Genomic DNA, 10603 nt, shown 5'->3' on the forward strand with positions numbered 1-10603 from the left:
AAAATTATAAATCAAAGCTTTAATTGCATATGACTTTACATGCATACTAAAATAATATGCGCAAAGTTCAAATTATTTTAAATTTTTATTCAAATCACGCAGTTCATCCATGATTTGTTGCTTTACGGCAAGCTTTCTTTTTTGTTTTTCATGTTTGAAACCTACCATTTTATCTAGCTTTTGAGTTCCTAAGTTAAACTTTTCTAAATTTTCTTCAAATACATTGAGCTCTCGTTGATCCCTTGAAATCAAATCTCTCAAAATATTCATTTTAAACTTAACAGCTTCTTTTTCGCCTAAATCTTTTTTAGCCTTTCTTTCAAATAAATTCTCTAAAAAGCCCTTCTCAAAAATATAATCATTCAGCGTGAAATATTCCTCATTCAATGACTTATTAAATGTTTTGCCAGTGTTCTTCCACTTTTGTTGAATGTCTTTTGCCTTTTCGATTGCCTCGTCTGGACTCAAGTTTTGAGCTGCCTTTAATTCTTCAATTAAGGTCAGCTTTTCCTTGTCATGGCTTTCTTTAGAGTGAGACTTGACGTTTTTAGAATTCCCTGTTTTTCTCCCTACCTGAGTATATTTCTTAAACTCTTTTAAAAGTAGAGCATATTTCTCTTTAGGGATATTTTCCAATGATTTCCATTCTTCAACTAATTCATTGCTTTTTTTAGCTAACTCCTCAGTTTCAATTTTATCGTTGTGTAGCTTTTTAGCTTTATCAATTAGGGCTTCATATTGATTTTCTCTGGCAGCCATCATTTCTTTCTTGGCTTCATGAAAAGCTTTTTTCTTTTCATAAAACTCATCATAGATAGCCTGAAAAGTGTTTTCTACCTCCTCTTTTTTGTCCTCTTCCACAGCGCCCACTCTGATCCATCTTTGGCGAAGCTCTTTGAGTTTTTCAGTTGCTTCTCGCCAATCCGGATTTGCAGCATAACTTTTGGCCTCTTCAATTAAAGTGGTTTTCACCTCTAAGTTTCTCTTCCTATTTTGGCTTATATAATCTTCCAGCATTTTTTCCAACATTTCCAATCGCTCTTTAAGCGCAACAAAATCGCCAATGCCATCAAATGTGGAAAGTGATTCTTTTAAGTTTAATACTTTCATTAAAAAAGAACCTTTGTTGTCTTCAGTCTCAATTTGTAGCTGAACTTTATCAACTTTTTCTTTTAGAGATTCGAATCGGTCTTGAAAAAACTGCAATGCAGTTGCCTCATCTTCCTTTACTTCTCCTATTTCTCTCTGCGGAAAACCATCTTGTTCCCTTAAAATTACTTTTCCGCCTTCAATGAAAGCCAATTCTTGCTGTAAATCAGTCAAAATATTATAATTTGGTTTTTGTAAAATTTGGTGCAAAATTAAATTTAATTTGCAATATAGCCATACGGCAGTTGTGTTATTAATGATGATATCACGTAATTTGATATTCTATTCAATATAAAGAGAAAAAAGTAAGTAAAAAACAGATATGAGTGACGAAAAAATAATTTTTTCAATGGCGGGGGTTTCAAAAATTTACCCTCCCAAGAAAACCGTTTTAAAAGATATTTATTTATCCTTTTATTATGGCGCTAAGATTGGAGTTCTAGGTCTAAATGGTTCGGGTAAATCTTCCTTATTGAAGATTATAGCAGGAATTGACAAGGATTATCAAGGTGAGGTTGTAGCCTCAAAGGAATATTCGGTTGGAATGCTAGAGCAAGAACCAGAGTTGGATCCTGACAAAACAGTGAAGCAGGTAGTAGAGGAAGGTGTTGCAGAGACAGTTAATCTATTGAAGGAATTTGAAGAGATTAATGAAAAATTTGCTGATCCTGAGGTTTTGGACAATCCAGATAAAATGAATGACTTGATTGAGCAACAAGCTAAAGTTCAGGAGAAATTGGATCATGCCAATGCCTGGGAGCTTGACAGCAGACTAGAGCAAGCCATGGATGCCTTGCGCACGCCACCCGCAGATGCGCCAGTGAAGAATCTGTCTGGAGGGGAAAAGCGAAGAGTGGCTTTATGTAGGTTGCTGTTGCAAGAGCCGGATGTATTGCTTCTGGATGAGCCTACCAACCACCTAGATGCAGAGTCTGTTCATTGGTTGGAGCATCACTTACAGCAATATAAAGGGACGGTTATCGCTGTGACCCACGATCGTTATTTCTTGGATAATGTGGCAGGTTGGATTTTAGAATTGGATAGAGGAGAAGGAATTCCATGGAAAGGAAATTACTCTAGCTGGTTGGATCAAAAGCAAAAGCGATTGGCTCAGGAAGAAAAATCTGAATCCAAAAGACAGAAAACTTTGCAAAGAGAGTTGGAATGGGTAAGAATGGCGCCAAAAGCCCGTCAAGCTAAATCGAAAGCTCGTTTAAGTTCTTACGAAAAAATGCTCGATGAAGAGGGTAAGGAAAAGGAACAAAAATTGGAATTATTTATTCCGCCAGGGCCACGATTGGGTACAAAAGTGATAGAGGCAAATGGAGTAGCAAAAGCCTATGGTGACAAACTGTTGTACGAAGATTTGAATTTTTCTTTGCCTCAAGGTGGGATTGTCGGTATTATTGGACCAAATGGTGCTGGTAAGACCACTTTATTTAAATTAATTACGGGACAGGAAGAACCTGATGCTGGTAATTTCGAAGTAGGCGAAACAGTTAAGATTTCTTATGTGGATCAAGCACATGATAATTTAGATCCAAATAAATCCGTTTGGGAAAATATTTCAGAAGGCAATGAATGGATTCAATTAGGGAAAAATAAAATCAATTCCAGAGCTTATGTAAGCAAGTTTAATTTTGCTGGAGGTGATCAAGAGAAGAAAGTAGGCGTTTTATCTGGTGGTGAAAGAAATAGAGTTCATTTGGCCATGTCTATCAAGCAGGAAGCCAATTTACTTTTACTCGATGAGCCGACCAATGATCTAGACGTAAATACTCTTCGGGCTTTGGAGGAAGGCTTGGAGAATTTTGCAGGCTGTGCGGTAATTATCAGTCACGATAGGTGGTTCTTGGATAGAATTTGTACGCACATCTTAGCTTTCGAAGGTGATTCTCAAGTCTATTGGTTTGAGGGTAACTTCTCTGATTATGAGGAAAACCGTAAGAAACGATTAGGTGATGATGCTATTCCTAAAAGGATAAAGTATAAGAAGCTTACTAGATAATTTTATAAAGTCAAAATTTCAAAAATCCGCATGAAGAAAATATATTCCTCATGCGGTTTTTTTTAAAGTAGTAAACCACATGGAATAAAGGCAGCGCTATTTAGTGATGGACAATGAATCACCCCACACCCAGCGTGCGATTCCAACTCCTTTTCACATAAGGTCACTCCTACGGAGCTTAGGCCTATCCCATTTGATTGTAGTTACCATAAGCAAGCCCCGAATGGGGCTAAAAGAAAAGGCTATTTATGCTTTAATGTGCTATCAGACTATACAATGTAAGTAATCTTCAAATGCAATGTACAATCTTTCATAGTGATCCATCCAACACCCATCACCCTACACCCATCAATCTTTAACCTCACTCATCCCCATTGCTTTAAGCATAAACCTAGGCAAGGGCTTCTTCGGATCTCTTTTCTGAAGATTGAGATACCATCCTATTTTTTTCATTATCGGCACTTTATGGGTTTCAACAAACTCAATTAATGTGCCGTCTGGGTCTTCAATATAGGTGAAATGACCTGCTGCTTCACCCATGTCAAAGCTATTTGCAGAATCAACTGTAAAATTAAATCCTTTAGCTTCACACTCTTCCTTTAGGGCTTGCATTCCATTGATATCATAGCAAAGATGGATATAACCTAAATCTCCCCAAAACCTGTTTTCATATATCTTCTTAGGTTTGCGGTTTGAAGCTACCACCAATTCAATTTCAGATGCCCCTAAAAGTGGGCTAAAAGCACCTTCCATAGGTTTGCTATGCCTCAGTAGAATCCTTTTTAGTTTTTTATCACCACCTAGAACAGCTTTTAAATCATCAAACACACCTTCTTCTTCATAAATTACTGTATCGTAGCCTAGAATATCAGAATAAAGCGTGCGGGCTTTTTCAATATCGGTGACTCCTATAATGGCACCATTTGGTCCTCCTGGTAAATCAGTTTTTCTTTGTTGAAACCACGAATTAGAAGTTACGATTTGGAAAATATTATCCCAAGGATCTTTCACAAAGAAAGTTGGTTTTCCATAAGGGTCATTTTGTAAGTCACCCAAGACATTAAGCCCCCTTCTATTAAAAAGTTCATAAGTGGCTTCCACATTCTTACTTTTCATCTTGGCAATATTGATACCTAAATCACCTAATTGAGGCTCAAATTTTGGCCCTTCTGGTTTACGAGAAGTATACTGCCATATTTCAAAACCTCCGCCACCTTGCATATTGATGGCTAAAATGGCATGCCGACTTCTCGGTTCGCCACCAGTGTAAGGTAGCATCAAAGCCGCTTCTGCCGCTTCTTCGAAAACGGGCACGCTCATCCCGAAATTTTTTCTATACCATTTAAAGGCTGCTTGAACATCTGATACTCCAATGCCAATTTGCTGTATTCCACTTATTATTTTCCCGCTCATAATATTTCAGTTCTATTGCGCTAAAATAAGGCAATTGAGTGAAAAGGCGAGTAATAGATGCTGAAAATTATATTTTTAATGCTGGAGCTGCACTTTGATTAGTCTATTCATTAACTATCACGGCTTAATTCCGGATATTTTCTTTCTAATTGAGTTCTTAAGTTGATTAAAGCTTCAAGTACGAATGCTGTGGTTACTGCATCTGATTTCCAATGCAAAACATGCCTTACAACAGTTCCGCCAGAGAAAAACACTCCTCCCTTCCAGTATATTTGATTGTAATCTGCTATACTTTTCGAAAAAATAAAATCCAGTCCTGCTAAGATTGCTTCCTGTGATTCTTGAGTTTGTATGCCATTGATATTTAATAAACTATTGACGGCAAAAATAGTGGATTGTAGGCTATCGCTATCATTAATTAAATCCCTTGAAATCCAATGACCATTTTCCTCATAGTTATCCAAAACATAAGTTTGAATTAATTCACAGCTTTCTTCTAAATCATAAACGCCATTTTTATAAGCTTTTGAAACATAATAAGGAATGTGATAGCGGTTTGAGTAATATGTGGCTGAATAATTGTAATTCTTATTCTTCAGTTCATCTTTGATAAAGGAGATCGCATCTTTGGTTGCGATACTTTTTTGATTGCCATATATGCTTAATACCCTTAGTACATTAGCATTTATGACAGGATCAATATCATTACTTCCATATGGGATATAGGGTTCATAGGGTTTTGGATACATTTTGCTGATGGGGAGGTAAAATGTAGCTAAATGAAAGAACTCCTGGACGGGATTCCATCCTTTAGAAAATTCATGTTCTTCACCTAGCCAAGTTAGAAAAGCACCACTTTCTGGTCCTTGTCTTTGCCAGAGGTTATACCACATTCTATTGTTGCGGTTTGTATCAGTATACAGATCGAAAATTTCATGGATATTGGCCAAACTGTCAGGAATTGGGGTGTCATTGATTTTGTTTCTCAGGTAAATAGCCAATAAACCTGCGGCAGTATCATCGGCATCATCAGCCACATTTGCGGCTTTTTGAATGAACCTAAGGGGTAGGGGGTAATTATTGGGTCTTCTAGTAAATTCTTCTGCTTCCTTTTCAAACCATTTATGCGGTTTTGTTGGAGGTAATAAGTTCCAAAAATTAAAGGTACCGTCTGACTCGTAGCTCATAATTCTATCAAATGCGAGGTCCAGCATAGGAGGGATGTTTTGATATTCAGGATATTGGAGATAGATGTTGGCTAAAATATTATGAACAGTAGCCACTGAAAAACAATTGGAGTCATATTCACTATTTTCACCACCCATTAAAGGGAACCAAAAATTCATGCTCATTTGAGAGCCCCATTCCCCTTTAAAACGAAAGATGGAATCATTTTCCTTTTGCTGTGATTTTTCTAAATAGTTTAAAGCCTTTTCAATATGAATTAAGGTTTTGGAATGGAGCTTTTGTGCGGATTCTTGATTATCGATTTGCGATAAAGAATTATGCGAACACAAAATAATAAAGATCAAAAAGTATCTAAATTGCATAATTACAGTAAACGGTTATTCTTATAAAGGTTCTACTGTATTGATATGATACTACAGGTCAAAGAAGTAGTTGAAAACAGCTGAAAATAAAAATGCCGACATCTCTGCCGGCATTATAATTTCCTCTTTGCAAAAATCTTAATCCAGTTTCACGGCTTTCACCTGATTTTCTTGAACCAATTCGTTAAATGTAGTTACTTTTTCATCCAAAATTTCATTTAAAGCATCTAAGTGCTTATCAATTCTGGCTGTAACTTCTTTACTGAATTCTATAGCTGATTCAGTTGGTCTAAAATCACCCATACCTACTAGACTATTCAAATGGCCTAATTTATTGTTTAGTCTGATGGGGTAATTCAATGGATCTTGTCGGCTTCTATTTTTAGTTTGATACAAAGCCTCTTCAATTTCCTTCATTTCATCAAGAATACTTTTCCCCATATTCTTTATAGTATCAGCTTCAGCTTTTTGAATTACGTCCTCAATCTGAACTCTTGCCTTTCGGATATCTTTTATAGCTAAATTGGTTTCTGAAAGTTTTGAAATCACTCTATTTTGAAAATCAAACTGTGCTTTTAGATCTTCCTGAGTTGAACTAGATCGCGGATCCTTAATGATTTCAAATTCCTGTTTTTGGGAATTTCCATTTACAGAAAGCTCTACATCATATTCTCCAGGAAGTGCCGTTGGACCACTTGTTGAAGACCACCACAAAATCATACCCTCAAAGCCCTCTGCATCAGGGTATCGCATATTCCAAATGAATTGATTGCTACCTGGTTCAACAGTTAACTTTTCTTCTTTCGCTTCTTTGTCAGGATGGGTGCTGTATGTCGCAATCACTTTTCCCGATTTTTCTTTATACTGGATTTTTACCGTATCTGCCGAGGCCGTATCTTTCAAATGGAAATAAGTGATGACGCCAGATGGCATATTTTCTCCTGCTGTTTTAGATTCATAACTTCTTCCGCCAATTCGATAGGTTTTCTTGGGTTGAAATAAGTAGAAATCCTTTTGTGCTATTTCATCACTCAATTGATGTAAAACAGTTAAATCATCGATCAGCCAGAAGCCTCTCCCTTGGGTTGCAGCGATCAAATGATTGTCTTTTATAGTCAAATCCGTAATAGGAACGATCGGAAGATTCAACTGGAAATCGTTCCAGCTAGCTCCGTCATCAAATGAAACATACATTTTTGTTTCTGTCCCAGCGTAAAGCAATCCCTTTCTTTCAGGATCAGCACGAACAACTCTTGTGAAATGATCATTTTGAATGCCATTCACAATTTTTGTCCAGCTTTTGCCGTAGTCTTTAGTTTTATATAGATACGGTTGATAATCTCCATTTTTATACGAAGTAGCTGCTATGTATGCCCCTCCTTTAGTGAATGGATCAGCTTCAATACTATTGATCATGATCCATTCAGGCATGTTTTTAGGTGTAACATTCTCCCAGTTTTCACCGCCATCTTTACTTACGTGCACCAAGCCATCATCAGAACCGGTCCACAATAATCCTTCTTCATAAGGAGATTCTATGGCAGCGAATATGGTACAGTAATATTCCACACTGGTATTGTCTTTCGTAATCGGGCCACCGGAAGGGCCTAATTTACTTGGGTCATTCCGAGTTAAGTCCGGACTGATGGTTTCCCATTTATGGCCTTCATTCGTAGTGACATGCAAATGATTGGATGCCGTATATAATTTGTTAGGATCATGTGGAGAAGTGAAAATTGGGAAATTCCACTGAAAACGGTATTTCATTTCTTCTGCTCCATGTCCCATTGGATTGTCTGGCCAAACGTTGATGGCTCTAATTTCTTCAGAATTATGATTATAGCGCGTTAAAAAGCCATCATAGCTACCGCCATAGACCACGTCATTATTCTCTTCATCAATGGCCAAGTGTGCACTTTCGCCACCAGCTGTCGACTCCCAATCTTGTTCTCCAATTACATAACCTGTAGTTCTATGGGCAATTCTTACGGTGGAGTTATCTTGCTGAGCACCATAGATTCTAAACGGAAAGTGATTGTCAGTAGTAACTCTATAAAACTGTGCAGTGTTTTGGTTCATATAAGTGCTCCAGTTTTCGCCTCCATCAAAACTCACCTGAGCGCCTCCATCATCTGCCATAATCATTCTTTGGCTATCATTGGGGTCAATCCACATATCATGGTGATCTCCATGTGGGGCATTGCTTGCGGTAAAAGTCTTTCCGCCATCTTTTGATTTATGATAACTTACATTCACAACATATACCATATCCTCATCTTGAGTATCGGCATATATTCTGGTATAATACCATGCCCTTTGCCTTAAAGCTCTATCGTCATTGGTTTTCTGCCAAGTTTTTCCGGCATCGTCTGAGCGAAAAACGCCACCATTTTCGTTTTCAATTATAGCCCAAACTCTATTGGAATTTTGAGGAGAGACTGTAATGCCTGAAATTCCCCAAATGCCTTTTGGCAAGCCTTTATTTTCAGAAAGTTTTTCCCAACTTTCTCCGCTATCTGTAGATTTCCATATATCAGAACCCGGACCACCGCTAGAAAAATTAGAAGGGCTTCTTCTTACATTCCAGGTAGAAGCATACATGATTCTTGGATTATTGGGGTCTAGAATTAAATCTACTGCTCCTGCTCTATTATTTGCAAATAATTTCCTTTGCCAGGTTTTTCCTCCGTCAATGGATTTGTACACTCCTCTTTCTTCAGAATCTTTAAATGTATCACCCATAACCGCTACATATAAAATATCAGGGTTTTGTGGATGGATTCTTATCCTACTGATGTGACGGCTGTTGTCTAATCCGATGTGCTCCCAATTTTTACCAGCATCAACAGATTTATACATTCCGTAGCCATAGGACATATTTCCACGTAAAGTTTTTTCACCGCCTCCGACATAAATAACATTAGGATCGCTTTCAGCTACCGCTACAGCCCCAATGGAGCCTCCAAAATGGCCGTCTGAAATACTTTCCCAGGTGTTTCCTCCATCTTTAGTGCGCCAAACACCACCGCCAGTAGAACCCATGTAAAATAAGTTGGGCTGATTCGCAACTCCGGTTACTGCAGCAGATCTTCCGCCTCTGAATGGGCCTATGCCCCTCCATTCTAGTGCATCATATATTTTTTCATCGTAAGATTTAGTGTTGTCAGCTTTTCTTCTTTGTGCATCCATGTTAAATGGTATAGAAAGCAGAAATACCAACAGTGAGTAGTAGATTTTTTTCATGAGTATGTTATTTGATTTAAGAATGGAATATAGGATTGGAATTACTAAAATCCGATCAATATTTTATGAATGGTAAAGAATGATCCTCTTGCATTAAGATGGAGTAAATAGAGGATACGGGAAGAAATTGCTGTATTTTATAGGTATTGTTTTACCAATGAGTTAGCGTGAAGTCTTTTCAGAAACACAAAGCCTTTGTATGTAGAAAAGTAGTATTCACTAATTTTAATATAAATAATTCAATAATAAATAGGTGTAATTCTAATGTAGATTAAGACGATATGAGTATTGGGAAAAATTGAATAATTTTGATATTGGATTGATAGTAGGGCGTAAGTTATTGATAATGAACTTTGTAATGATCGTAAGTAATTGAGGTACAATAGTATGTAGTGTAGTAATGTAATATTAATGTACCTATTTATAGGTATTCCTAACTATTTTCGATGAAAAAAATTGTGTTACTTGATTTATTTATTAATTTAGTGCAATCTCATGAATTAATAATAATAAATTATAACTTTTAATTAAACTAAAACAATGACTATGAGAAAACAATTAATGCTTTTAACTGCATTGTTATTGATTTCTTGTCCTATTTTCGCTCAGGATGAAAGTACTGAGGAAGGTAGTTCGGGAGGCATGGCAGGTGCAGGGGATTTCCTCTTTGAGGTGACGGGTACACCCTTTAATACAGGGGGTAGTTTATTGAACTTTTCTGAGTTTAGAGCTCGCTATTTTATAACAGAAGAAATGGCAGTTCGCTTAGGGATGGAAATGGATTTAAATAATAATCAGCAAACGCCTGATTTAGTAATTAATGATAGTTACTACGGTTTAATGCCAGGCTTTGAATATCATTTTGTAAATGAAGGTTCATTTAGATCTTATGCAGCTGCCGATTTAATGTTCGGTCAACGAATAGCAAGTAGAAAATCAAGTACTGGGCCTACTGTATTAGGTGCTGCTTCACTACCTAATAATCCAAGCTCTTTCGTTTCTAATAGAGGTTACACTCAATTTGGCGGTAGAGTTTCCATAGGTGCAGAATATTACTTTGGAAAGCGTTTTTATATTGGTGGCGAAATAGGCTTTCAATATATAAATCGTAACAACAAAGAAGTATTTGTGGATGGTGAAAGTTTCCAAGATGCTACCAAATCAAGCTTTGGATATTTGAATACCACGAATGCATTCAAAATTGGATTTAGATTTTTAAATTTTTAAACTAAAAAATAGA

Annotated in this window: 6 protein-coding genes; 2 read left to right on the top strand and 4 right to left on the bottom strand. The window is 36.9% G+C overall.

Features of this window, described 5'->3' with window-relative positions:
- Window positions 1-72 precede the first annotated feature (72 nt).
- Window positions 73-1359: a DUF349 domain-containing protein gene (locus tag FTRAC_RS14265; protein WP_041649860.1), complete on the bottom strand. Its 1287-nt coding sequence runs from the start codon at window positions 1357-1359 to the stop codon at window positions 73-75.
- 112 nt (window positions 1360-1471) lie between these two features.
- Here FTRAC_RS14265 and ettA point away from each other — a divergent pair, with 112 nt between their 5' ends.
- A complete protein-coding gene (gene ettA / locus FTRAC_RS14270) occupies window positions 1472-3157 on the top strand; it encodes an energy-dependent translational throttle protein EttA (protein WP_013454975.1) in 1686 nt (561 codons plus the stop codon).
- A 348-nt stretch (window positions 3158-3505) separates the two neighbouring features.
- On the opposite strand, the gene FTRAC_RS14275 is transcribed toward ettA, so the two are convergent.
- From FTRAC_RS14275 to FTRAC_RS14285, 3 genes are all read right to left on the bottom strand, one after another.
- Entirely contained in the window at window positions 3506-4570 is a 1065-nt protein-coding gene (locus FTRAC_RS14275; protein ID WP_013454976.1) for a VOC family protein, read from the bottom strand.
- A 110-nt stretch (window positions 4571-4680) separates the two neighbouring features.
- On the bottom strand, window positions 4681-6120 hold the full coding sequence (locus tag FTRAC_RS14280) for a hypothetical protein (RefSeq protein ID WP_013454977.1): 1440 nt from the start codon (window positions 6118-6120) through the stop codon (window positions 4681-4683).
- Between the two features lie 138 nt (window positions 6121-6258).
- Window positions 6259-9363, bottom strand: a complete 3105-nt coding sequence (locus FTRAC_RS14285; RefSeq protein ID WP_013454978.1) for a WD40/YVTN/BNR-like repeat-containing protein — start codon at window positions 9361-9363, stop codon at window positions 6259-6261.
- A 546-nt stretch (window positions 9364-9909) separates the two neighbouring features.
- Here FTRAC_RS14285 and FTRAC_RS14290 point away from each other — a divergent pair.
- Window positions 9910-10590: an outer membrane beta-barrel protein gene (locus FTRAC_RS14290; protein ID WP_041649862.1), complete on the top strand. Its 681-nt coding sequence runs from the start codon at window positions 9910-9912 to the stop codon at window positions 10588-10590.
- The last annotated feature ends 13 nt before the right edge of the window (window positions 10591-10603 follow it).

Origin of the sequence: Marivirga tractuosa DSM 4126, from assembly GCF_000183425.1 — a bacterium.
GTDB lineage: Bacteria > Bacteroidota > Bacteroidia > Cytophagales > Cyclobacteriaceae > Marivirga > Marivirga tractuosa.